Source organism: Micromonospora sp. C95, from assembly GCF_018070465.1.
Taxonomy (GTDB): Bacteria; Actinomycetota; Actinomycetes; order Mycobacteriales; family Micromonosporaceae; genus Micromonospora.
Genome location: NZ_JAGPXT010000009.1, coordinates 155,012 through 177,580, shown reverse-complemented (window position 1 = coordinate 177,580; position 22,569 = coordinate 155,012). Strand labels below are relative to the sequence as shown.

At 72.3% G+C, this 22,569-nt stretch carries 19 protein-coding genes, 1 tRNA gene and 1 pseudogene; 10 read left to right on the top strand and 11 right to left on the bottom strand.

Going from position 1 to position 22,569, the window contains the following annotated elements:
- Positions 1–28 precede the first annotated feature (28 nt).
- The 3 genes and pseudogenes from KBX00_RS13900 to KBX00_RS29815 form a co-directional block, all read right to left on the bottom strand.
- Complete coding sequence (locus KBX00_RS13900) at positions 29–1,129, bottom strand: SWIM zinc finger family protein (RefSeq protein WP_210826894.1); 1,101 nt, start codon at positions 1,127–1,129, stop codon at positions 29–31.
- Positions 1,126–3,180: a DEAD/DEAH box helicase gene (locus KBX00_RS29820; protein WP_374225300.1), complete on the bottom strand. Its 2,055-nt coding sequence runs from the start codon at positions 3,178–3,180 to the stop codon at positions 1,126–1,128. The genes KBX00_RS13900 and KBX00_RS29820 overlap by 4 nt, the downstream gene beginning before the upstream one ends.
- Positions 3,181–3,332: 152 nt before the next feature.
- Positions 3,333–4,464, bottom strand: a pseudogene (locus KBX00_RS29815) (ATP-dependent helicase); the annotation flags it as partial.
- A gap of 89 nt (positions 4,465–4,553) precedes the next feature.
- On the opposite strand from KBX00_RS29815, the gene KBX00_RS13890 reads away from it, so the two are divergent.
- The 4 genes from KBX00_RS13890 to KBX00_RS13875 all read left to right on the top strand — a co-directional run bounded on the left by KBX00_RS13890 (position 4,554) and on the right by KBX00_RS13875 (position 6,557).
- Positions 4,554–5,423: a carbohydrate kinase family protein gene (locus tag KBX00_RS13890; protein ID WP_210826890.1), complete on the top strand. Its 870-nt coding sequence runs from the start codon at positions 4,554–4,556 to the stop codon at positions 5,421–5,423.
- Between the two features lie 66 nt (positions 5,424–5,489).
- Positions 5,490–5,813 (top strand): helix-turn-helix transcriptional regulator, encoded by a 324-nt coding sequence (locus KBX00_RS13885; RefSeq protein ID WP_210826888.1) that lies wholly within the window; start codon positions 5,490–5,492, stop codon positions 5,811–5,813.
- Positions 5,810–6,292, top strand: coding sequence for an SRPBCC family protein (locus KBX00_RS13880; protein ID WP_210826886.1), 483 nt, complete (start codon positions 5,810–5,812; stop codon positions 6,290–6,292). Before KBX00_RS13885 ends, KBX00_RS13880 begins: the two co-directional genes overlap by 4 nt.
- A 58-nt stretch (positions 6,293–6,350) precedes the next feature.
- Positions 6,351–6,557 carry a hypothetical protein gene (locus tag KBX00_RS13875; protein WP_210826884.1) on the top strand — a complete coding sequence of 69 codons (207 nt, stop codon included), beginning with the start codon at positions 6,351–6,353 and terminating at the stop codon, positions 6,555–6,557.
- An 18-nt stretch (positions 6,558–6,575) separates the two neighbouring features.
- Here the strand turns inward: KBX00_RS13875 and KBX00_RS13870 are convergent, their stop codons facing one another.
- Complete coding sequence (locus KBX00_RS13870; protein ID WP_210826882.1) at positions 6,576–7,721, bottom strand: polysaccharide pyruvyl transferase family protein; 1,146 nt, start codon at positions 7,719–7,721, stop codon at positions 6,576–6,578.
- Positions 7,722–8,112: 391 nt separating this feature from the next.
- Between KBX00_RS13870 and KBX00_RS13865 the strand changes: the two genes are divergently transcribed.
- The 3 genes from KBX00_RS13865 (at position 8,113) to KBX00_RS13855 (ending at position 10,732) form a co-directional block, all read left to right on the top strand.
- A complete protein-coding gene (locus KBX00_RS13865; protein WP_210826879.1) occupies positions 8,113–8,298 on the top strand; it encodes a hypothetical protein in 186 nt (61 codons plus the stop codon).
- On the top strand, positions 8,295–9,641 hold the full coding sequence (locus tag KBX00_RS13860) for a glycosyltransferase (protein WP_210826877.1): 1,347 nt from the start codon (positions 8,295–8,297) through the stop codon (positions 9,639–9,641). The genes KBX00_RS13865 and KBX00_RS13860 overlap by 4 nt, the downstream gene beginning before the upstream one ends.
- A gap of 152 nt (positions 9,642–9,793) precedes the next feature.
- The gene (locus tag KBX00_RS13855) at positions 9,794–10,732 is read left to right on the top strand and encodes a phosphotransferase (protein WP_210826875.1); all 939 of its coding nucleotides are present in this window, start codon (positions 9,794–9,796) and stop codon (positions 10,730–10,732) included.
- Between the two features lie 190 nt (positions 10,733–10,922).
- Here the strand turns inward: KBX00_RS13855 and KBX00_RS13850 are convergent, their stop codons facing one another.
- Positions 10,923–11,720, bottom strand: coding sequence for an alpha/beta fold hydrolase (locus KBX00_RS13850; RefSeq protein WP_210826873.1), 798 nt, complete (start codon positions 11,718–11,720; stop codon positions 10,923–10,925).
- Positions 11,721–11,862: 142 nt separating this feature from the next.
- On the opposite strand from KBX00_RS13850, the gene KBX00_RS13845 reads away from it, so the two are divergent.
- Positions 11,863–12,723 carry a hypothetical protein gene (locus KBX00_RS13845; RefSeq protein ID WP_210826871.1) on the top strand — a complete coding sequence of 287 codons (861 nt, stop codon included), beginning with the start codon at positions 11,863–11,865 and terminating at the stop codon, positions 12,721–12,723.
- 6 nt (positions 12,724–12,729) lie between these two features.
- Here the strand turns inward: KBX00_RS13845 and KBX00_RS13840 are convergent.
- The 5 genes from KBX00_RS13840 to KBX00_RS13820 form a co-directional block, all read right to left on the bottom strand.
- Positions 12,730–12,804 (bottom strand) — tRNA-Val (locus KBX00_RS13840).
- 86 nt (positions 12,805–12,890) lie between these two features.
- Complete coding sequence (locus tag KBX00_RS13835; RefSeq protein WP_210826870.1) at positions 12,891–13,355, bottom strand: peroxiredoxin; 465 nt, start codon at positions 13,353–13,355, stop codon at positions 12,891–12,893.
- Between the two features lie 53 nt (positions 13,356–13,408).
- Positions 13,409–13,846: a DUF3052 domain-containing protein gene (locus KBX00_RS13830; RefSeq protein ID WP_164449321.1), complete on the bottom strand. Its 438-nt coding sequence runs from the start codon at positions 13,844–13,846 to the stop codon at positions 13,409–13,411.
- Between the two features lie 109 nt (positions 13,847–13,955).
- Entirely contained in the window at positions 13,956–16,820 is a 2,865-nt protein-coding gene (locus tag KBX00_RS13825) for a thiamine pyrophosphate-dependent enzyme (RefSeq protein ID WP_210826980.1), read from the bottom strand.
- A gap of 37 nt (positions 16,821–16,857) precedes the next feature.
- Positions 16,858–17,349 carry a MarR family winged helix-turn-helix transcriptional regulator gene (locus tag KBX00_RS13820; protein ID WP_210826869.1) on the bottom strand — a complete coding sequence of 164 codons (492 nt, stop codon included), beginning with the start codon at positions 17,347–17,349 and terminating at the stop codon, positions 16,858–16,860.
- Positions 17,350–17,542: 193 nt separating this feature from the next.
- Here KBX00_RS13820 and KBX00_RS13815 point away from each other — a divergent pair, with 193 nt between their 5' ends.
- Entirely contained in the window at positions 17,543–19,210 is a 1,668-nt protein-coding gene (locus KBX00_RS13815) for an alkaline phosphatase (protein ID WP_210826868.1), read from the top strand.
- A gap of 13 nt (positions 19,211–19,223) precedes the next feature.
- Here KBX00_RS13815 and KBX00_RS13810 read toward each other — a convergent pair whose 3' ends face one another.
- Positions 19,224–19,640, bottom strand: a complete 417-nt coding sequence (locus KBX00_RS13810) for a YjbQ family protein (RefSeq protein WP_210826867.1) — start codon at positions 19,638–19,640, stop codon at positions 19,224–19,226.
- A 175-nt stretch (positions 19,641–19,815) separates the two neighbouring features.
- On the opposite strand from KBX00_RS13810, the gene aceE reads away from it, so the two are divergent.
- Positions 19,816–22,560, top strand: coding sequence for a pyruvate dehydrogenase (acetyl-transferring), homodimeric type (gene aceE / locus KBX00_RS13805; protein ID WP_210826866.1), 2,745 nt, complete (start codon positions 19,816–19,818; stop codon positions 22,558–22,560).
- Positions 22,561–22,569 lie beyond the last annotated feature (9 nt).

The window sequence follows — 22,569 nt, the reverse complement described above, 5'->3', positions numbered from 1 at the left end:
CCGCGTGCCGTCCAGGATCGGGGTGACCTCATGGCGAGGAAGCCGTTCGGTCCGGGACCGAGCGTGACCCGGACGGCGGAACATCGGCCTGGTCGCCGAGCTGGCGGTAGGCGTGGCGCAGGCGTTCGACGAGTCCCGGTCCACCGATGGCCGGGGCGGGCGCGCCCAGTTGTCGCAACAGCAGATCCGGACGGGCGGTCAGGCTGGGCGGACGGTCCGGCAGTGGCACGGGCGGCAGCCAGAACCGGTCCACCGCCTCGGCGAGCGGCGTGCCGGGCAGGTCGGCCAGCGCCCGGAGGGCACCGGCGGCGGGTACGTCCGCCCCGGGCTGACCGGGCCACCCGCCGTCGGCATCCTGGTCGGTGCCGGTCGGCGCGGTGTCCCGGGTGCGGGAGCGGCCACGTCGACGAGTCGGCTCCGGCGGCGCCGCGACGTCCCGCGCCGGAGCCTCGACACCGGCTGCCGGTGCGCCGGCTCGGACCGCCGGCTCGCCGCCACCGGTCCGCCGGCCCGCCGAGGCGTCGGCGCCCGACGTGCCGGAGCGCAGTTGACGTAGCCGGGTGAGCAGGTCCGTCCGGCTGCGACCGCGCCAGTGCAGCAGGGTGAACGGGTCCGCGTCGAACGCCTCGGCGAGCAGGTAGAAGGTGGCGGCGAGGTGTTTGCAGGGCACCGCGACGTCGGGGCACGAGCACCGCTGGTCCAGCTCGTCGACCGCCGCCGGGAACAGCGGTGCCTCGGCCGCGTCGAACAGCTCCTCCAGTTCGGCCGGCAGGTCGCCGGCGAGCAGCCGGGCGCTGAAGAACGCCTGGGCCGCGAGTTCCTGCTCGATCCGGGCCCACAGCCGAGCCGGAAAGGGCGGCAGTGCGACGCTCACCCGGTACGGCTTGGCTCGCGAGCCCTGCACCATTGCGGTCACCACGCCCGGCGCGACGTCGAGGCGCAGCACCTGGCCGGCCCGGGCGTACGACCGGCCCCGGGTGAGCCGGGTGCCGAGCGCGAACGACTCCAGCACCTCCAGGAACCGGCGGGACCACCAGGAGACCCCGATCGCGCCCCGGGTGCTGCGCGCCCGCAGGCCACCGTCGACCCGGCGCGGCGGGCCGTAGTCGGCGAACCTGTCGGCGCTCACTCGGCCACCGCCCCCGCCTCCAGGGCGAACAACTCACGCAGTTGGGCGGTGGACAGCTCGGTGACCCACTGCTCACCGGTACCGACCACCGAGGCGGCCAGGCCACGCTTGTCGGCGATCAGCGCGGCGACCTTCTCCTCCACGGTGCCGGCGCAGACGAACTTGCGGACCTGCACCCGGCGCCGCTGTCCGATCCGGAACGCCCGGTCGGTGGCCTGGTCCTCCACCGCCGGATTCCACCACCGGTCGACGTGCACCACGTGGTTCGCGGCGGTCAGCGTCAGCCCCGTCCCGCCGGCCTTGAGCGACAGGACGAACAGCGCCGGCCCGCCGTCGGACTGGAAGCGGGCCACCATGGCGTCCCGGTCGGCCTTGCCGACCCCGCCGTGCAGGAACAGCACCTCCCGCCCGAACCGCGCCGACAGATGCCCGCGAAGCATCCCGCCGAACTCCGCGTACTGGGTGAACAGCAGGGCCTTCTCCCCCGCCGCCAGGACCTCGTCGAGGATCTCCTCCAGCCGGGCCAGTTTGCCCGACCGGCCGGGCAGGGGCGAGCCGTCGCGAAGCATCTGTGCGGGATGGTTGCAGACCTGCTTGAGGCGGGTCATGGTGGCCAGCACCAGCCCGCGCCGCTCGATGCCGTCACTCGACTCGATCCGGGCCAGCATGTCGTCGACGACCGCCCGGTAGAGCGCCGCCTGCTCGGCGGTGAGGTTGCAGAAGACCTCCATCTCCAGCTTCTCCGGCAGGTCTGAGATGATCGACGAGTCGGTCTTGAGCCGACGCAGCACGAACGGGCCGGTGATCCGGCGGAGCCGTTCGGCGGTCTCGGCGTCCCCGTGCCGCTCGATCGGCTCGGCGAACCGTTTACGGAACGTCGCCGCCGGGCCGAGCAGGCCCGGGTTGGCGAACTGCATGATGGACCACAGGTCCGCCAGCCGGTTCTCCACCGGCGTACCGGTGACCGCGATGCGGTGCCGGGCGGGCAGCGCGCGTACCGCCTCGGCCTGCCGGGTGGCGGCGTTCTTGATGGCCTGGGCCTCGTCCACCACCACCCGGTGCCAGTCGACGCCGGCCAGCTCCGCGGCGTCCCGGGCAGCCACCGAGTACGTGGTGAGCACCAGGTCCGCGGCATGCACGGCGGCGGTGAACTCCGCGCCACGAGCCCGCTGAGCGCCATGGTGCACGTGTACGCGCAGGTCCGGGGTGAACCGGGCGGCCTCCCGCTGCCAGTTGCCGACCAGCGACATCGGACAGACCAGCAGGGTCGGACCGGCCTGCGGCGGATCGGCGGCCAACAACGCCAGCAGCTGCACCGTCTTGCCCAGTCCCATGTCGTCGGCGAGCACTCCACCGAGCCCCAGCGACTGGAGGAACGCCAGCCAGGCCAACCCCCGCCGTTGGTACGGCCGCAGCGTGCCCTGAAAGGACGGCGGCTCGTCCAGCGGGGCGAGCCGGCGGTCCACGGCCCCGGCGAGCAGGTCGCCGAGCGCCCCGTCGGCGCTGACTTCGAGCACCGGCAACGCGTCCGGTTGCTCGGCGTCGGACAGGCCGAGCCGCAGCAGGTCGGCCACGGTCAGCTCGCCGGCGGACCGCAGCAGTCGCAGGCCGGCGGCAAGCCGCTTCGGGTCCAGTTCGACCCAGCGCCCCCGCAGCCTCACCAGCGGGGTCTTCAGCTCCGCCAGCCGGGTCAACTCGTCGGAGGTCAGCGGCTCGTCGCCCAGAGCCAGCTCCCAGCGGTAGTCGACCAGGGCGTCCAGTCCCACCCGGTCGTCCGGGCCGGTCACCGCACCGGGTGCGCTGCGGGAGCGGGCCCGCAGCCGGGCGCCGAGCCGCGAGGCGGGCCGCCGCCACCAGGACGGCAGCAGCACCGTGAAGCCCGCGGCGTGCAGCGTCGGCGCGCCCTCGCGCAGGAATCGGTGCGCGCCCTCGGTGTCCAGCTCCAGCGCCTCCGGCCGGGCGGTACGCAGGGCCGCGTCCAGTTCCGGCCACAGTCGGCTGGCCCGGCCGAGTTCGGCCAGCAGGATCTCCGGTGGCTGGTCACCGGCCACGGTCACGCCGTCGCCGCGCCACACCTGTCCGGCGTCGACGTGCAGGCCCGGCTCGTCGGTGGCGCGCAGTCCGAACTCGATCCGCCACCGGCCGGTGGTGGCGACGACGGCGCCGGGGTCGGCGGGCACCACCGTCACCGCTTCGGTCAGCTCGTCGGCCGACGGCTCGACCAGCCGGAAGCTGGCCCGCACCGTGCCACCGGCGGCGTCCCGCTGCCACTGGTCCAGCTCGGAGCGGAGCGTGCGCAGCGCCGCCGCCTCGGCGGTGAACCCGCGACGCGGCCCGGTCAACGCGCCCAGCCAGGCGGTCACGGCACCGTTCGGTCGCACCCCCCGGGCCAGCGTCACCGGCGGCAGCGCGGCGCGCACCGCCGCGTCGGTGAGCGCGTCGAGCGCGTCGGCGACCAGCAGCCCGGGCACCTCGACCGGGCCGCCGGGCGCACCGGACACCCAGGTCGCGGACAGGCCGGGCCTCCGCGTCGCGGACGGCCGGCCCAGGTCGCCGGCGGGGCCGCCGGTCGACGTCGTTCGCCGATGGTCGGCACCCGGTCGGGTCGCTCGGCTGGGCCCGGACCGGCCGCCGGGCGTCAACGCGGGCAGGTCCGCCTCGACCACGGCTCGGGCGGCGGGGGGCAGGGCCAGCGCCAGCGACCGGGCCCAGGCGGCGTCCGTGCCGGTAAGCAACGGCCGCCACACCGCCCGGGCGGAGACCTCGGCGGCCGAGGGCGCGTCGGCCGGCAAGGACGGGTCGGCGGCCGAGGGCGCGTCGGCCGGCAAGGACGGGTCGGCGGGCACGGACGGGTCGGCGGGCACGGACGGGTCGGCGAGGCTGGGCAGGACCCGACCGCGGGCGGCCAGGTCGGTGGCGAAGTCGGCCAGCTCGGCCAGGTGACGCAGGCTCGCGCCGGGTGCGGCGGCCAGCTTCTCGACGGTACGCAGCAACGACAGCGCGGCGTCCGGGGCGTACGCCAGCACCGGGACCTGCCACCCGGCGAGGGTGACCGGACCACGGACCGGTGCCACGGCGGCGGTGCGGACCAGCTCCGGCGAGTCCAGCGGCGAGCCGGCGCGGGTGGGCAGGCGCAGCAGCGCCATGCCGAGGTCGTCCGGTTCGGCGGCGTCGGCCAGCAGCGCGACGAGCGAGGCGGGCCCGGCGGCGAAGGGGTGTGGGCGGGCCCGTGGTGCCCGGCCGGGGCGGCGCGGGGCCGCCGGTGGCAGGGTGCTGTCCTCGGCCCAGACCGCGAGACCCCGGCCAGGCAGCCACATCCCATGGACGACCAGCACGCACTCCCCCTCGGACCAAACGGGCCCGCGCTACACCGACGGCGACCCGGGGCAAGGATAGGCGGCGCCGACCGGCTAGCGTCGCCGCCGTGTGCGACCTCCTGGTGATCGGCGGCCTCGGCGTCGACGTGCGGGTGCGGGTGCCCCGGCTGCCGCTGCCGGTGGTCGACTCGGTCACCGTCGACCCGATCGAGCTGCGGGTCGGCAACACCGGCGCCGGGGTGGTCCTCGCCGCACACGCGCTCGGGCTGCGGGTGACGGTGGTCGACACGGTCGGTACGGACCCGGCCGGCGCCGTCGTGCGGGCCGCGCTGGCCCGTACCGGCGTGCGCGCGGTGCTGACCGACGATCCGGCGGGTACCCGACGGTCGGTGAACCTGGTCGACCCCGGCGGGCGGCGGATGTCGCTGTACGACCCCCGGGACTCGGACGGTCCACCGCCCGTCGCGGCACCCCGGGTGGTGGAGCTGATCCAGGACGCCACGCACGTACATCTGTCGATCATGGGATGGGTGCGGGGGTTGCTGCCCGACCTCGGTGACGTGCTCGGCGAGGGGGTGGGCACCTCGACCGACCTGCACGACTGGGACGGGTACAACCCCTACCACCGCCCCTTCGCCGACGTCGCCGAGCTGGTGCTGGTCAGCGGTGCGGCGCTCGGCGACCGGGCGGCGGCCGTGGCCGGCACGCTGGCACCGCGCCCGGTGCTGGTGACCCGGGGCGCGGACGGTGCCGATCTGCACCTGGGCCGGGACGTCCATCGCGTTCCGGCGGCCGTCCCGCCCGGCCCGGTGATCGACACCAACGGCGCCGGGGACGCCTTCGCGGCGGGGATCATCGCGGCCCGGTCGCGCGGCGCCACCTGGGCTGAGGCGGCCGGGTACGCGTCCCGGGTCGCCGCTGCCGCCTGCACCCACGACGGCATGGAGTACCCACCGGGACTGCTTCCCCGCGACTGACCAATCGGAGTGCACCGCTGCGGGTCGTGCTTGACAACCCATTAGGTAAGTCATAACTTACCGTTCGTGGCTACTTACCAATTCGGCGAAGGCTGGGACGCCCTGGGCGACCCCACCCGTCGCGCCATCGTCGCGTGCCTGGCGGAACAGCCACGTGCCGTCGGCGAACTCGCCCGGGAACTACCGATCAGCCGACCCGCGGTGTCCCAGCATCTGAAGGTGCTCAAGGACGCCGGGCTGGTCGTCGACCGGCAGGCCGGCACCCGGCGGGTCTACCGGCTCAACCCGGCCGGCGTGGCCGCCCTACGCGACCAACTGGACACGTTCTGGCACCGCGCGCTGGACGGCTACCAGGAGGTCGTCGACCAAACCAGCGAGGAGGACTCATGACCCAGGCAGCGGATGTGGTGGTGCGCCGCCAGATCATCGTGAACGCGCCCATCGAACGGGCGTTCACCACGTTCACCGGACGCTTCGGCGACTTCAAGCCACCGGAACACAACCTGCTCGGCGTCGCGATCGCCGAGACCGTGTTCGAGCCGAGGGTCGGTGGCCACATCTACGACCGTGGCGTCGACGGCACCGAGTGCCGCTGGGCCCGGGTGCTCGCCTACGACCCGCCGGACCGGGTCGTGTTCAGCTGGGACATCAGCCCCCGGTGGCAGGTCGAGACCGAGCCTGACAACACCAGCGAGGTCGAGGTGCGGTTCGTCGCCGAAACCCCGCACCGCACCCGGGTGGAACTGGAGCACCGCCACCTCGACCGGCACGGCCCCGGCTGGGAGTCCGTCCGCGACGGCGTTGCCAACGACGGAGGATGGCCGCTCTACCTGGACCGCTACGCCGCCCTGTGCAACGCGCCCGGTTGACGGCAGGATCATCGCGCTTCGCCCTGCGGTTCGGCGACGGCCGGGGCAGGATGGGCGCATGGCATCCACGGTTGAGATCCCGATGGTGGGCGGCACGGCCGACGGTGAGCACGTCACCGTCGAGCTGGACCCGAACGGCCGGCCCCCACTGACCCACCATCACCTGGGGCCACAGGGGCTGGCGGCAGCGGAGATCTACGAGTTGGAGTCCGTCGACACCGATCGGCAGCAGTGGCGCTACTGCTGGCGGGGGCCGGCGGTCTGAAGCCGACCCCCGCGCCGGTCAGGCGCCGACCTCGACCAGCGACCGGTTGCGCAGGCTCTCCAACACCGCCCGGGTGACCTGAGCGGTGCCCCTGGCCTCGTCACACACCCGCGCCACTCGCTGGGCGGTGACCTCGGCCCGCTGCTCGCGTTCGTCCCACAACTGATCCACCTCGGCCAGCAGCGGGCCCTCCACCTCACGTTCCACGCCACGCAACGCCGGCACCCCGAGTCGCTGCGCGAGGTCGAAGACCTTGCCGGCGTACGGCAGGGGCAGGAACGGTGTGCCCATCATCGCGGAGAAGATCAGGAAGTGCAGGCGCATCCCGACCGCCAGGTCGAAGTGCCGCATCAACCCGAGGATCTGCTGCGGTGAGTAGGTGCCGTGCAGGATCCGCCCCCGCTCGGCGGCGATCATGTGGGACAGCACGCCGTGCGAGTGCCGGATGTCGTCGCGCTCCATCGGCACGAACAGCACGTGCGCGTCGATCCGGTGCACCAGGAAGTCACCGATCTGGGCCAGCAACCGGTGGTATCCGTCCACGTCCAGCCGTTCCGCCGCCCGGCCCGGCTCCCGCACGCTCATCCCGACCAGCCGTTTGCCGTCCGGCACGCCCTCCTCGCGGAGGAACTGCGCGGGAAAGTCCTCCGGTTCCAGCAGGAACGCCGGATCGCCGGTGACGGTGATCGGGTTGAGCAGGCCCGCCTCCTCCAGCACCATCCGCGACTCCTGGTCGCGTACGGTCACCTGGACCGCGCCGGCCAGCGTCTCGCGGACCATGCCGGTGTCCACCATCTCGTTGAGCGGCCCGACGCCGACGGCGTACGTCAGCAGCGGCAGGCCCCGCTCCTGCGCCACCCGAACCACCCGCAGGTAGCGGCGCGCCTCCTTGTCGTAGAGGATGCCGCCGCCGCCCAGGATGAGCAGGTCGAGCTGGGACAGCACGAGGGCCGAGTCGGTCCGGCTGACCCCCTCCCACGGCACCGCCTCCACATCCGGGTGGGCGAGCGCGGTGTGCGCAGGATTCCGTGAGAACACGATGATCCGAGCGTGCGGCTCCTGTTGGCGCAGATCGGTCAGCAGACCGGTGAGGATCGCCTCGTCGCCCAGATTGCGCCCACCGTACGAGCCGAGCACGCCGATGGTCAGTCCGGCACGCGTCATCCGTCGCTCCTCCCCAGGTGCGTCCGCTCCGACGTTTCCCCGCTGTGCTGGGGAACAGTCCTCGCGGGTCTCCTCGCCCCCGATGAGACGGTGCGACCGGCGGACCTGGTCCGGCCGGTGTCTGCGGCCGACCGCACAGACTGCGGCATTCCACGCGGGGCCGCTGTCGACAAGCCGACTTGCCCCGGCAGTGGCCAACTCCGGCACGCCTCAGGCGGTCACACATTAGCTCGATGGGGTGACAGAGCGTGGTTGACCCTGGTTGACGGCTTTGCGAGGGTGTCGACCGGATCCCGCACCCCGAGCGGCTGATCCATGCGGCGGCCGGGGCACGACTGGGGCTGCACCCTGCCCGCCGTCACATCCCCCGCAGCCCCGAGCGGAGAGCTCGATGTCGTCAGGTAGCACCCTGCCCCGCACCGGATTCGACGTGATCGCCATCGGTGGCACCGCTGGTGTCGGCGTCGTTCAACTGTCGTTGCCGCTCGCCATCGCCGCTGTCGGCGTGCTGATGGTGGTCGCCGGTGCCTGCATGATCCGGTTGACATTCCGACGCGGACGGACGATCAACGGATGAGCGCGCGCATCGGACCCCGACGGGTGCTGCTCGCGGCGGCGGTCGTGCTGGCCGCCGCGGCGGTATGGGCGGCCCACCATGTGTTCGCGGTTTCGCGCGCTCTCGACGGCGCCGGGCACCGCTTCACCTACGTGTACGCGGGCATGTTCCTGTTGCTGTTGTGGCAGGTCGGCGGCGCCTACCTGGAGCGGCCGGCGACGGCGACCGGCCGGGCTCGTGAGTACCTGGACGGATTGCGGGTGGTGGCGATCGTCCCCGTCTACAACGAGGACCCGGCGGCGCTGCGTGCCTGCCTCGAATCCATGGTCAGGCAGACCCGCACCCCTGATGTCATCTGCGTCGTGGACGACGGTTCGACCGACGTCGGCGGGTACGAGACCGTGAAGCGATGGTTTCTCGCCACCGCCCCCACGTGTGGGATCGCGGTGTCATGGCATGTGCAGGCCAACGCCGGCAAGCGGCACGCACAGGCCGTTGCGGTACGCACCACCGGCGACGCGGACATCTACTGGACGGTCGACTCGGACACGGTTTCCGATCCGCGGGCGCTCGACGAGCTGCTGCTGCCGTTCGCTGATCCTCGGGTGCAGTCGGTGGCGGGGGTGGTGATGGCCGCGAACGTGCGGTCGTCGTTTCTGGCCCGGATCACCGACTTGTGGTTCGTCACGGGCCAGCTCACCGACCGGTCGTCGTTGTCGGTGTTCGGGGCGGTGTGGGTCAACTCCGGGCCGATCGCCGCTTATCGGGCTGCTGTCGTCCGGGACAACCTTGACGGCTACCTGACGGAGAGGTTCTTCGGCCGGACCGTGGCCTTCTCCGATGATTCACTGTTGACGTTGTTCGCGATGGTCCGGGGACGCACCGTGCAGCAGCCGACCGCGTTCGCGTTCGCGTTGATGCCGGACCGGTTCGGCCACCTGTGCCGCATGTATCTGCGGTGGATGCGGGGCAGTTTCATCCGCTCCTGGTGGCGGGTGCGGTACCTGCCGCTGCGGTCGTACGCCTGGTGGGCACATCTGCTGCGCTGGGCGTCGATGGTGGTCGCCACCGTGGTGTTCGTGACCGTCGTGTTCGTGTCCCCGGTGGTCGAACCGACGCTCACGGCACTGCCGTGGCTGTTCTCGGTGACGTTCATCGTGGGGTGGGCGCAGACGTTGCGCTACCTGACGGTTCGCCGGTCTGACGAACCGGCTGGCCACCGGGTGTGGACGTGGCTGTTGGCGCCGCTGGCGGTGGTGTTCGCGGCAGTGGTGTTGAGAGTGATCCGCTGGTACGGGGCGCTGACGTGCTGGCGGACCGGTTGGGGCACCCGCCAGCAGGTCGAGGTCGTGCTCACGCACTGACCGACGTAGGCCGGGCCGGCGGTTCGGCAACCCTGCCAGCCGCCGGCCCGCACGGACGCCTCGCACCCCGACAGTCCTCGCCGACCGTCGGGGTGCCGACGACGACGGAAACGCCTTGCCCCAACAGGTGGCCGCCGGGCAGCGTGGACGCCATGCGGACGCAAACGAGGGATCGGCTGCGGTGGGGCCAGTTGCCCATCGATGTCCGATCCGGCGTGGAGCAGATCCTCGGTGACCGGGTGATCGAAGCGGTGTCACAGCCCGGCGGATACTCCCCCGGCACCGCCGACCGGGTACGCACCGCCAGCGGCCGTCGCGCCTTCGTCAAGGCGGCCAGCCCGACCCAGAACCCGGACACCCCGGACATGCACCGGGCCGAGGCGCGGATCACCGCCGCACTGCCCGGGTACGCCCCGACGCCCCGGTTGCTCGGCTGTCACGACGACGGCCACTGGGTGGCGCTGGTGCTCACCGACGTCGACGGGCGCCACCCGGTCACTCCGTGGCGCGCCGAGGAACTCGACGCGGTGCTGGACGCCCTGAACCGGATGGCGACGGCGCTCACGCCCAGCCCGGTGGCCGAGGTGCCGGCCATCGCCGAGCGGCTGGCCGATGAATTCGCCGGCTGGCGGCGAATCGTCGACGACCCGCCCCCGGAGTTGAACGCCTGGGCCCGGACGCATCTCGACGACCTCTGCTCCTGGGCGGACCACGGCCTCGCGTCGCTGACCGGCGACACCCTGTGCCACGTGGATATCCGCGCGGACAACCTGCTCGTCGACCGGGCCGGCCGCGTCACAGTGGTCGACTGGCCCTGGGCCGCTCGCGGCCCTAACTGGCTGGACACCGCGATGCTGCTGCTCGACGTACGCCTGCAGGGCGGGCACGACACCGAGGCACTGATCCGTCGGCTTCCGCTCACCGCCGCAGCCGACCCTGACGCGGTGACCGGTCTCTACGCCGGCCTGGCCGGCTTCTTCACCGACCGGGCGCGCCTGCCCGCACCGCCGGGCATCCCCACCCTCCGGGCGTTCCAGCAGGCCCAGGCCGAAGTCCTGCTCACCTGGCTGGCCGAGCGCGCCACCACCTGACCCCGCCCGCGCCCCACGCCGCCCCGCCCCGCCCCGCCCCGCGCCGCGCCGAGCGTCGAGTCCGCAATATCCCCGAAACTGCTGCCTCCAGCCGCAGCGACCCAGCAACATCCCCGAAACTGCTGCCCCGGAGCAGCGGTGACCCGGCAACAATCCCGAAGTTGCTGGGGCCGGAGGGGTGGGCGGGGTGTCAGGTGGGCGGGGTGGACGGGTGGGTGAGGAAGGGCAGGACCGCCGCGGGGAGGGTGGGTGAGTCGACGATGTCGTAGTGGGTGAGTCCGGGCAGGACGGCCAGCCGGGCAGCAGGGCGGTCGGTGCCGTCCCACCCGGCGTCCCGATGGCCGCCGCCGAGCAGGCCGAAGAACTCCACCATGTGTGCCGGGCGAACCGAGTCGGCGTCGGCGAAGACGAGCATCGTCGGGGTGGTGATCGCGGCGACCTCCGGGGACCAGTCGTAGTCGAGGCGCAGCAGCTCACCGGTCCGGGTCCACAGCAGCGGCCAGTCCTGCGGTCGGGGCGCCACACGCCGGTAGAGCTGCTCGGGTGGGGTGCCGCGCATCCGCTCGGCGGCCGCCTCGTCGGGCTCGGGCATGCCGGCGAGCACCTCGGGAAACCAGCCCTGCCGCCGACACGGCGCGGAGACCACCACCAGCCGTCGGAGCAGCTGCCGGTGCTGCACCGCCAACCGCAGCGCGACCCCACCGCCGAGGGAGAAGCCGAGCATCTCGACCTCGCCCAGACCAAGGTGAGCGATCAGCGCCGCCACGTCGTCGGCCATCGACTCGTACCGCAGCGGGCGGCCGGTGTCGGGGGTGCGGCCGTGGCCCGGCAGGTCGACGCTGACCACCAGGCGACGCCGCGCCAGCGCCGGCCGGATCGCGGCGAAGGTCTCCACCGTGCCGAACCCGCCGTGCAGCAGCACCAGCGGTCGACCGGCACCGTGCGTCTCGTACCAGAATCGGACGCCGTCGAGTCGCGCGTAGCCCATCTGATTCCTTCCGCGTCCGGGGCGGGACCGACCACGCCGCACCGAATCGTCCGAGCGGACCAGTGCCGAGTGAGTCGACGCCGATACGATCGGTGAATCTCGATACTCTCGGTAGGTGCCCACCCGGACGAGGTGAGCTGCGGTGGCCGTCGTCGTCGACCTGCTCAACATCACGATCATCCTGCACGGACTGCTCAAGGTGACCGCCATCACGAACGCGATCCGCTGGATCAGCGAGCGGGGAGGGGACTACCGGCTCGCGTACGACCGGATGCCGCCCGCCGACGACGCGGCCAAGCTTCGCCTGCTGGACGAGTGCGGCGGCACGTTCTTCCCGTTCGGCGCCAAAGATCACCGGATCCGGCGACGGTACCTACGGTGGCAGCGACAATCCCGGCGGTGGCGGGCGGCGGCCGTCGCGCTGCGGTGCTGGGCCACGGTCTGCTTCACCGCGCCCGGGCTGGTCGCGTTGACTGTCTTCAGCACAGCCGGGCCCGCCTTCCTCCTGCCCCGGCCGCCAGGCACCCGCTGGCTCACTCTCGGTGCCGCACTCGTCGCCGCCGCCATCGTCATCGCGATGTTCTTCGAGGCCCTGACCTGGTATCTGACCGTACGCGGCTACGCCCGTCGGTTCCTCACCACGGGCTTCCACCGGACCCGGGTCGACTCGACCGGGGAGAACCTCGCGGAGTTGCGGGTCTACATCTACCTCGCCGCGTCGATGGTGCTGGCCAACTCCATGCTCTGCCTGACGGCGGCGGTCTCCTTCGGCTCCTACCGGTACCTCGACGGCAGCGCGGTCGGCTACGGTCCCAGCGCCGTTGCCGCGGCCTGCCTGCACACCGCGTCGAGCATGTCCTTCCTGGGCGAGTCACCCTTCACCACGCACAATTCGGTGGGCAGCCTGATCGGCGTGCTCGACCTCGGGTCGGGCGTGATGCTGATCCTGTTCGGGCTGACCCTGCTGCCCGCGATCCTCAACCCGGGCGGACGGACCGAGTAGATGGTGTGGTGGGCGCGGCAGGTTTCGAACCTGCGACCCCTCGCTTGTAAGGCGAGTGCTCTCCCACTGAGCTACGCGCCCGGAACGCCGTACGGCGGGCCGGCGGTTGGCAAGCTTACCCTGCCACCCGCCGGCCCGGGCGGACGCCTCGCACCCGATGCATCGGGTCAGGCCACGGCCTCCGCCAGGGCCTTGCGCCAACCTTGCTGGTCGCGGGCCTCGCCGGGCAGCTTCATCTCGGCGAAGCGGACCACGCCGGCCCGGTCGATGACGAAAGTGCCACGGTTGGCGATGCCGGCGACGTCGTTGAAGACGCCGTACGCCTGGGCGACCGCGCCGTGCGGCCAGAAGTCCGACAGTAGCGGGAACTGGTAGCCCTCCCGCTCCGCCCAGATCTTGTGGGCGTAGACCGAGTCGACGCTCACGGTCAGCACCTGGACCTCGTCGTTGACGTACTCGTCGAGGTTGTCCCGCACCTCGGTCAGCTCGCCCTGGCACACCCCGGTGAAGGCAAGCGGATAGAAGACCAGCAGGACGGTGCGCCGGCCACGGAAGTCGGAGAGTCGGACCTGCTGGTTGTTCTGGTCCTTCAACACGAAGTCGGGCGCCTCGGCGCCAACCTCGATGGGCATGCGAACTCCTCGGATGGGTTCGGGACGGCCTCGGTCGCCCGCCGTGGGTCGGGTTACTTCTTGCCCTTGGCGCCGCGACGTAGCACGAGTCGGGCACCGCTCCAGTCCTTGCCGGCGTTGACCGTGGAGGTCTGCTGGAGGCCGGCGGTGGGTGCGGACTCGGCGATCTCGCTCGGCTCGACGTGGCCCTCGCGGCCGGCCTTGGGCGTCAGCAGCCACACGACCCCGTTGTCGGCCAGCGGGCCGAGGGCGTCCACGAGTAGCTCGAAGAGATCACCGTCGCCGTCCCGGTACCAGACCAGCACCGCGTCGACCACCTCGTCGGTGTCCTCGTCGACCAGATCTCCACAACGGTCGGTCAGGGCGTCCCGGAGATCGGAATCGACGTCGTCGTCGTAGCCCATCTCCATGACGACCATCCCCGGCTCGATGCCGAACCGGTCCGCCAGGCTGCGTACCCCGTCAGCAGCCTGACCAGCGGTCGCGCTCACTGTCGCGTGCCTCCTCATCTCGTCCGAGCCGGCGTCTGCTCGACGCCGTCAGGCAAAGTCCACACAGTTGCGCCGTCCTGCGCAAGTGGCGCACCGGGTGGAACGAAATTTACCGTGCCAGCAGCGTACGGGCACCCTGGGTGATGGCCTCCTCGGACACCAGCACCTGTCGGGCGGCCGGACCCAGGGGCACAAAAGAGTCAACCGCGGCCACCCGTCGTGCCGCGCCGACATACCCGGCATCCACCAGCGCGGCGATCACCCCCTCGCCCACCCCACCGGACCGGCGCGTCTCGTCCACCACAAGCACCCGGCCGGTCGCGGCGGCCTCCCGAATGAGGTCGGCCACCGGCAGCGGCGCGAGCCAGCGCAGATCCACGACCCGGGTACCGATGCCCTCGTCGGCCAGCACCGAGGCGGCCCGCAGTGACATCCGTACGCCGTTACCGAAGGTGATGATGGTGACGTCCTCGGCCGAACCGACGCCGTACACCCGGGCCCGCCCCACCGGCACGTGCCCACCGGCCCAGGCACCCGGCTCCGGGTAGGCAGAGAGCCACTCACCGTCACCGTCGGTGTAGAGATCGCGGGTGTGGTAGAGCGCGATCGGCTCCAGGAACACGCAGACGCTGCCGTCCACCGCCGCACTGGCCAGGCAGGTCCGCAGCATCGCCGCCGCGTCGTCCGGCCGGGCCGGCACGGCGATCACCAGGCCCGGCACGTCCCGCAGTACGGCCACCGAGTTGTCGTTGTGGAAGTGCCCGCCGAAGCCCTCCTGGTACGCCAGCCCGGCCACCCGCACCACCATCGGGTTGCGCCAGGCCCCCTGTGAGAAGAACCGCATGGTCGCCGCCTCGCCGCGCAACTGGTCCTCGGCGTTGTGCAGGTAGGCCAGGTACTGGATCTCCGGCACCGGAAGCATCCCGGCCAGGCCCGCGCCGAGGCCGAGGCCGAGGATCGAGGTCTCGTCGAGCAGCGTGTCGAACACCCGGGCGGCACCGAACCGGTCGCGCAGCCCCTTGGTCACTCCGTAGACCCCGCCCTTGGCGGCGACGTCCTCCCCGAAGACCGCCATCTGCCGATGACTGAGCAGCCCGTCGGTGAGCGCCGCGTTGATGCTCTGCGCCAGGGTGAGCGGCCCGGCGAGTTCCGGCGGCTTGCCGCCGAACGCCTCGGCCCGCGCCCCGGCGTCCGGACCGGCGGCGCGGGTACCCGCGTCGGCGACCGCCAGGGCGACCCGGACCGGTCGGCGCGGTGCCAGCGGGGCGATCACCTCGGCAGCGTCGGCAAGCTTCGGCTCGTCGAGCACCTCCTCGGCGATCCGGCGCACCTGCCAACCGATCTCGTCGTAGCGGTCCAGCAGTTCCGCGCCGCTGGCCAGGCCGGCGTCGACCAGCCGTCGCGCGGTGGCGACCACCGGATCACGGGCCACGTCGGCGGTGATCTCCGAGGCGGTGCGGTACGCGCTCTCGGCGTCCGCGCCGGCGTGACCCATCAGTCGGACCGTGGTCAGGTGCAGCACGGCCGGGCGTCGGTGCCGGCGTACCCAGGCCGCCGCCTCGACCGCCACCTCGTAGGTCTCGGCCAGGTCGGCGCCGTCGGCGGCGAAGTACCGGATGCCGGGCTTGGACCGCAGGGCCGTCGCCACCCACCCCTGCGGCGACCGGACACTGATGCCCAGCCCGTTGTCCTCGCAGACGAAGAGCACCGGGATGCGCAGGCCGGTGTGGTCGTACCAGCCGGCCGTGTTGAACGCGGCCGTGGCGCTGGCGTGGTTGATCGAGGCGTCGCCGAACGAACAGACCACGATGGCGTCGGCCGCCCAGGGCGTCGGCTCGGGCTCCGCACCGGTCCGGTTCGCCTCCCCTCGGGCGTCGAGCCGGCGCAGTCGCTCGACCGCGAGACCCATGCCGACCGCACGGGGCAGGTGCGAGGCGATGGTGGAGGTCGTCGGGACCACCCCGAGGTCGGCGCGGCCGAACACCTTGTGCCGGCCGCCGGCGATCGGTTCCTGGCTGGAGGCCACCATGCCGCGCAGGACGTCCCGGGCCGCCTCGGCGTACGCCCGGGGCACCGGCCGCTTGACCACCGTCATCCGGACGCCGCCGGGTCCGACGCCGTCACCCGGCCCGGTGACCGGCACGGTCACGGCGGCGGATCTGGAGTCGGCAAGTGGCAGTGTTGCCGGTCGGTCTGCGGCCGCAGCTGCCTCGCCCGCCGGGTCGCCAGCGGGGTCGTCGGCGGCAGCGTCCGTCGGGTCGATCGCCGCCGCGTCGGGCCCACCGTCGGGCGCGCCCGCACCGCCCGGCGAGTCGGTTCCCGCCGCGTCGGGCCGGTCACCGGGCGCGCTCGTACCGCCCGGCGAGTCGGTTTCCGCCGTGACCGGACCGCTCGCCGGTTCGTCCGGCGCACCGGGGACCTGTCGTTCGCCGGGTTCCGCCAGGTCCGGGACGGCGGGCTGCCGGCCGGAGGAGTCGACCTCGGCGGGCTGGCTGGCCTCCGCCGCGTCGGTGGCCGGATCATCCCCGGCGATCTCCACGGGCTGCGCCGGCGACCGGGCGGGCGGCGCGACCGGCGCGGCGGGCACAGCCGGCGCGGAAGACACAGCCGGTGTGGGCGGCGCGGACGGGTCGGCCTGGGCGGCGCGGACGCAGTAGAAGGCGCCGGAGCGGTAGTGCAGCAGGGCCGGATCCGTGGGCCGCAGGGCCGCCGCCACCGCAGCGTTGCCCTCGTGACCGGCGGAGCCGATGGTGTAGTAGCCCTCACCGAAGCTGCGCAGCCAGCGGCCGGCCAGATCGAGTTGCCGGCTGGTGACCTGGGCGTCGAAGAGGTCCAGCAGTTGGTTACCGGTGAGCGCGCTGCCCTCGGCCACCGGACGCGCCGGGTCGCCACGGTGTGGCGGTGCGGCGAGGGCGGCCAGGGACTCCCGGAACCGGTCGTCGAGATCCTGCGGGGTGGTCACGTCCGACAGCATTACCGACCGGCGCACGCCTCGCACAGTCGAGGGCGTCTCATGCCCGCCCGGTCGGGCCGCAGTCCTCGGGGCAGCCGCCGTCGGAGACCTTCCACACCAGCTCACGAAGTGCGGCGAGTTCCTCGTTGTCGAGCGGGGTCAGCAGCCGGGAGTCGGAGAGCACGAAGTGGACCCGCTCGCGCATCCGCCGGCCGGCGTCGGTCACCACGAGCGTCTTCTGCCGCCGGTCGGTCGGATCGACCCGGCGCTCGACCAGCCCGGCCTGTTCCAGCTTGTCGACCAGGGCGGTGACGTTGGACCGGTCACAGCGCAGTTGCTCGGCCAGGTCGCGGGCGGGCAGCGGACGGTCCGGATCGAGCTGGTACAGGGCGCGGGCCACGGCCGGGGTCAGGCCCAGCGCGGCGATGTCGAGATCCTGGTGGTGCCGCAGGGCGTCGGCGATGTGCATGATCCGGCGTACCGCGTCACCGGCCAGCCCGGTGCGGTCGACCGGTTCCGGACCGACCGGGGCGATGATCGGCCGTGACATGGTCACATCCTAGGTCGCCGGATGCCCGCCGACCTCGTCCGATCGGTGTCGGGCGGCCGAGCGGTTCGTCGGGTCTGCTGCGCTCGGCCTTTGTTCGGGCAATAGCGGCGGGAAAGGGTTCTTTCTTTCACCCCCGATTCATCGACGGCAGCGAGTCTCCCCGTGGACCACGTACCGACCTGGGGAGGCAATCGTGTCGTTGTCCCGACGTACCATCCTGCTCTCCGGCCTGGCGGCGAGTGCGGCCGGTGCCGCCGGAGTCGCCGGTGGCGCGCTGCCCGCGAGCGCCGCGCCGGTTCCGTCCCGGCCGCCCGCGAGAGTCCTGGCCTACCCGTTCACCCTCGGTGTCGCCTCCGGTGATCCGGACCACGAGGGCTTCGTGCTCTGGACCCGGCTGGCGCCGCAGCCGCTGGCCGAGGACGGTCTCGGCGGCATGCCCGACCGGATGGTGCCGGTCTTCTGGGAACTCGCCGCCGACGAGCGGTTCCGGCACGTCGTGCGGCGCGGAGTCGTCGACGCGCACGCGGCGAGCGCGCACAGCGTGCACGTCGAACTCACCGGCCTGCTGCCCGGCCGGGAGTACTTCTACCGGTTCCGGGTCCAGCGGCACCTGTCGCCGGTCGGCCGGACCCGCACCGCTCCCGCACCCTGGAGCCTGCCCGCGACGCTGGCGATGGCCTTCGCCTCCTGCTCGCAGTACGAGCACGGGTACTTCACCGCGTACCGGCGGCTGGCCGAGACCGAACCGGAACTCGTCCTGCACCTGGGCGACTACCAGTACGAGTACGCCCGGGACACCTACAACGCACCCGGTGGGAACCCGCGCGACCACGAGGGTCCGGAGACCCGGACGCTTGCCAACTACCGGCAGCGGCACGCCCAGTACAAGACCGACCCGGATCTTCAGGCGGCCCACGCCGTCGCGCCGTGGGCGGTGGTCTTCGACGACCACGAGGTGGAGAACAACTGGGCCGACGACGTGCCCGAGGCGCCCGATCCGGACTTTCCGGCCCGGCGGGCGGCCGCCTTCCGCGCGTACTACGAGAACATGCCGCTGCGCCGCACCTCGCTGCCGCGTGGTGTCGACATGCAGCTCTACCGGCGGCTGCGGTGGGGCCGGCTGGCCACCTTCCACCTGCTCGACACCCGGCAGTACCGCGACGACCAGGCCTGCGGTGACGGCTACCAGTCGTGCCCGGAGGCGGCCGAGCCGAGCCGCTCCATCCTCGGCCAGCGGCAGGAGGCGTGGCTGCTGGACGGCTTCCGGCGCTCCTCGGCCCGCTGGGACCTCCTCGCCCAGCAGGTCTTCTTCGCCCAGCGGGACCGCGACTCCGGGCCGCTCACGGTGACCAGCATGGACGCCTGGGACGGCTACCTCGCCTCGCGGGACCGGATCACCCGGGGCTGGCTGGCGGCCGGGGTACGCAACCCGGTCGTGCTCACCGGCGACGTGCACGCGCACTGGGCCAGCGACCTGAAGCTCGACTACGCCGACCCGACCTCACGCACCGTCGGCAGCGAGCTGGTCTGCTCCTCGATCACCTCGGGCGGCGACGGGGCGGACTCGGCGACCGGCACGCACCCGTGGCTGGCCTGGAACCCGCACCTGCGCTTCCACAACAACCTGCGGGGTTACGTCCGCACCACGCTCACCAGGGAGCAGCTCACCGCCGACTTCGACGTGCTGCCGTTCGTGAGCAGCCCGGGTGCCCCGGCCCGTACCCGCGCCCGGTTCGTCGTCGAGGACCGTGTCCCGGGGCTGCACCTGACCCGGGACGACCCGCCCGCCGCCGCGCGGTCCGCAGGTGCGGACGTCGACGCCGGGCAACGCACCGTGGAGAGCGAGACCAGTCGCCCCTGACCCACGCGGGACGTCAGCCGGACAGGAACGAGAAGCGGACCTGCCGGGTGGGGTTGTCACCGTTGGTGTCGACCAGGCAGATCGACTGCCAGGTGCCCAGGGCCAGCCGGCCACCGAGCACCGGCAGCGTCGCGTACGGGGCGACGAAGGCGGGCAGCACGTGATCGCGGCCGTGGCCCGGCGAGCCGTGCCGGTGCCGCCACCGCTCGTCGGTCGGCAGCACGGCGTCCAGCGCGGTGAGCAGGTCGTCGTCCGAGCCTGCCCCGGTCTCGATGATGGCCACGCCGGCGGTGGCGTGCGGCACGAAGACGTGCAGCAGGCCGTCGCCGGCGCCGGCGCCGGCGCCGGCGACGAACTTTTCGGCCTCGGCGGTGATGTCCCGGACGGTCGGCCGGGAACCGGTCCGGACGGTGATCAGCTCACTGCGCACCCCCGCATTCTTCCGCACCGGGCAGCGGGCCGCCGAGACCGCCGTGCAACGACAAAGTTACTGGTTGGTACGTGTGTCGAGCGTCGCCCTTAGGCCGGGTGGACGTGACGCCGAGTGCCACGACGGGGCAGGATGGCGCTAGAGACCTATCCCACACACAACCGAGGGAACGCCTGTGGCTACGGAACGCAAGCGCCCGGTGATCACGGCCGGCCTGCCGAGCCAGCTTCCGGACATCGACCCCGAAGAAACCAGCGAGTGGGTCGAGTCGCTCGACGGTGTCATTGGCGACCGTGGCACCAAGCGAGCCCGCTACGTCATGCTGCGGCTGCTGGAGCGCGCCCGGGAGCGTCAGGTCGGCGTGCCGTCGCTGACCACCACCGACTACATCAACACCATTCCGCCGGAGCGCGAACCGTGGTTCCCCGGCGACGAGCACGTCGAGCGCCGGATCCGGGCGTACGTGCGGTGGAACGCGGCGATGCTCGTGCACCGCGCGCAGCGGCCGGAGATCGGCGTGGGTGGGCACATCTCGACCTACGCCAGCTCGGCCTCGCTCTACGAGGTCGGCTTCAACCACTTCTTCCGGGGCAAGGACCACCCCGGCGGCGGCGACCACATCTTCTACCAGGGGCACGCCTCCCCCGGCATGTACGCGCGGGCGTACCTGGAGGGCCGGCTCAGCGAGAACCAGCTCGACGGCTTCCGGCAGGAGCTGTCCCACCCCGGCGGCGGCCTCCCCTCGTACCCGCACCCCCGGCTGATGCCGGGCTTCTGGGAGTTCCCCACGGTCTCCATGGGTCTGGGCGGTCTGAACGCCATCTACCAGGCCCGGTTCAACCGGTACCTCCAGCACCGGGGCATCAAGGACACCTCCGACCAGCACGTCTGGGCCTTCCTCGGCGACGGCGAGATGGACGAGCCGGAGACCCTGGGCGCGATCGGGGTGGCCGCCCGCGAGGAGCTGGACAACCTCACCTTCGTGATCAACTGCAACCTGCAGCGGCTGGACGGGCCGGTACGCGGCAACGGCAAGGTCATGCAGGAGCTGGAGGCGTTCTTCCGGGGCGCCGGCTGGAACGTGATCAAGGTGGTCTGGGGGCGGGAGTGGGACCCGCTGCTCGCCGCCGACACCGACGGCGCACTGGTCAACCTGATGAACACCACGCCCGACGGCGACTACCAGACCTACAAGGCGGAGTCCGGGGCGTACGTGCGGGAGCACTTCTTCGGCCGGGACCCGCGTACCCGCAAGATGGTCGAGGGGCTCACCGACGACGAGATCTGGAACCTCAAGCGGGGCGGGCACGACTACCGCAAGCTGTACGCGGCCTACAAGGCGGCGACCGAGCACACCGGCCAGCCGACCGTGATCCTGGCCAAGACGATCAAGGGCTGGACGCTCGGCTCGCACTTCGAGGGCCGCAACGCCACGCACCAGATGAAGAAGCTGACGCTTGAGGATCTGAAGACCTTCCGCGACCGGCTCTACCTCGACATCCCGGACTCGGCGCTGGAGGAGAACCCGTACCTGCCGCCGTACCTGCGGCCGGACGAGAAGTCCGACGAGATGCAGTACCTGCACGAGCGGCGCAAGCAGCTCGGTGGCTACCTGCCGACCCGGCGGACCAGCGCCAAGCCGCTCGCCATTCCCGGCGCGGAGCGGTTCGCCGACGTCAAGCGCGGTTCGGGCAAGCAGAAGGTGGCCACCACGATGGCCTTCGTACGCCTGCTCAAGGACCTGATGAAGGACAAGGAGTTCGGCCGGCGCTGGGTGCCGATCATTCCCGACGAGGCGCGCACCTTCGGCCTGGACTCCATCTTCCCGACCGCCAAGATCTACTCGCCGCACGGCCAGCGGTACACGTCTGTCGACCGGGAGCTGTTCCTGTCGTACAAGGAGTCGACCGCCGGGCAGATCCTGCACGAGGGGATCAACGAGGCCGGCTCCGTCGCCTCGTTCACCGCGGCCGGCTCGTCGTACGCCACCCACGACGAGCCGATGATCCCGATGTACATCTTCTACTCGATGTTCGGGTTCCAGCGCACCGGCGACGGCTTCTGGGCCGCCGCCGACCAGATGGCCCGGGGCTTCGTGCTCGGCGCCACCGCCGGACGCACCACGCTCAACGGTGAGGGGCTCCAGCACGAGGACGGGCATTCCCTGCTGCTGGCCGCCACCAATCCGGCGGTCGTCGCGTACGATCCGGCGTTCGCGTTCGAGATCGCGCACATCATGGAGAGCGGCCTGCACCGGATGTACGGCGCGGAGCCGGAGAACGTCTTCTACTACCTGACCGTCTACAACGAGCCGATCCACCAGCCGGCGGAACCCGACGGCGTGGACGTCGAGGGCATCGTCAAGGGGATCTACCGCTACTCCCCCGCCCCGACGCTGGAGGGGGACGCCCCCCGGGCGAACCTGCTGGCCTCCGGCACCGGCATGCAGTGGGCGCTCAAGGCGCAGCAACTGCTCGCGCAGGACTGGGGGGTGGCCGCCGACGTCTGGTCGGTGACCTCGTGGACGGAGCTGCGCCGGGACGCGGTGGAGTGCGAGGAGTACAACCTCCTGCACCCGGGTGCCGAGCAGCGGGTGCCGTACATCCAGCGCAAGCTGGCCGACGTCGACGGCCCGAAGGTCGCGGTCAGCGACTGGATGCGCGCGGTACCGGACCTGATCTCCCGGTGGGTGCCGGGTGACTGGACCTCGCTGGGCACCGACGGGTTCGGGTTGTCGGACACCCGGCACGCGCTGCGCCGGCACTTCCACGTCGACGCCGAGTCGGTAGCGGTCGCGACGCTGCGGCAGCTCGCGCTGCGTGGGGCGGTGCCGGCCCACATGCCGGCCGAGGCGGCCAAGAAGTACGCCATCGACGACGTCAACGCCGCCCCGGTCGGTGAGACCGGCGGCGACAGCTGAACCTGGGGC

What these genes read in the sequence shown, in the direction of transcription:
- KBX00_RS13835 (WP_210826870.1), bottom strand. Translation starts at nt 13,355, where the DNA reads ATGCCCATCGAGGTTGGCGCCGAGGCGCCCGACTTCGTGTTGAAGGAC.
- KBX00_RS13855 (WP_210826875.1), top strand. Translation starts at nt 9,794, where the DNA reads ATGCGGACGCAAACGAGGGATCGGCTGCGGTGGGGCCAGTTGCCCATC.
- KBX00_RS13860 (WP_210826877.1), top strand. Translation starts at nt 8,295, where the DNA reads ATGAGCGCGCGCATCGGACCCCGACGGGTGCTGCTCGCGGCGGCGGTC.
- KBX00_RS13825 (WP_210826980.1), bottom strand. Translation starts at nt 16,820, where the DNA reads ATGCTGTCGGACGTGACCACCCCGCAGGATCTCGACGACCGGTTCCGG.
- KBX00_RS13880 (WP_210826886.1), top strand. Translation starts at nt 5,810, where the DNA reads ATGACCCAGGCAGCGGATGTGGTGGTGCGCCGCCAGATCATCGTGAAC.
- KBX00_RS13850 (WP_210826873.1), bottom strand. Translation starts at nt 11,720, where the DNA reads ATGGGCTACGCGCGACTCGACGGCGTCCGATTCTGGTACGAGACGCAC.
- KBX00_RS13820 (WP_210826869.1), bottom strand. Translation starts at nt 17,349, where the DNA reads ATGTCACGGCCGATCATCGCCCCGGTCGGTCCGGAACCGGTCGACCGC.
- KBX00_RS13875 (WP_210826884.1), top strand. Translation starts at nt 6,351, where the DNA reads ATGGCATCCACGGTTGAGATCCCGATGGTGGGCGGCACGGCCGACGGT.
- KBX00_RS13870 (WP_210826882.1), bottom strand. Translation starts at nt 7,721, where the DNA reads ATGACGCGTGCCGGACTGACCATCGGCGTGCTCGGCTCGTACGGTGGG.
- KBX00_RS13865 (WP_210826879.1), top strand. Translation starts at nt 8,113, where the DNA reads ATGTCGTCAGGTAGCACCCTGCCCCGCACCGGATTCGACGTGATCGCC.